Origin of the sequence: Pseudomonas persica (assembly GCF_900291015.1) — a bacterium.
Classification (GTDB): Bacteria; Pseudomonadota; Gammaproteobacteria; order Pseudomonadales; family Pseudomonadaceae; genus Aquipseudomonas.
Genome location: NZ_OLKL01000070.1, coordinates 1 through 497 on the forward strand (window position 1 = coordinate 1; position 497 = coordinate 497).

The 497-nt window shown below is 63.4% G+C and carries 1 protein-coding gene; it reads left to right on the plus strand.

Annotated elements, in window-relative coordinates; translation table 11 throughout:
- On the plus strand, window positions 1-497 hold a 497-nt coding region (locus tag FQ664_RS25745), incomplete at both ends, for an immunoglobulin-like domain-containing protein (RefSeq protein WP_144175815.1).

Below are 497 nucleotides of genomic sequence, written 5' to 3' on the forward strand. Positions count from 1 at the left end.
GCCCAGACCACCATCAACGACTCGGTGGATAACACCACGGCGACCCTGACGGCCACTCCGTCGGTGACCGAAGGTGGTGTGATCACCTACACCGTGACCCTGAGCAGTCCGGCTCAGTCGCCGGTGACTGTGACCCTGTCCAACGGCCAGACCATCACTGTTGAGGCGGGCAAGACCCAGGGCAGCATCGACTTCGAGACCCCGGCCAACGACGTCTACAACAATGGCTCGACCGTTAGCGTGAGCATCGAAAGCGCCACCGGCGGTAACTTCGAGCAGCTGACGCCGAACCCGACCCCGGCCCAGACCGCGATCAACGACTCGGTCGATGTCACCACCGCCACCCTGACCGCTTCGCCAAGCGTGACCGAAGGCGGCGTGATCACCTACACCGTGACCCTGAGCAACCCGGCGCAGACTCCGGTGACTGTGACCCTGTCCAACGGCCAGACCATCACTGTTGAGGCGGGCAAGACCCAGGGCAGTGTTGATTTCGA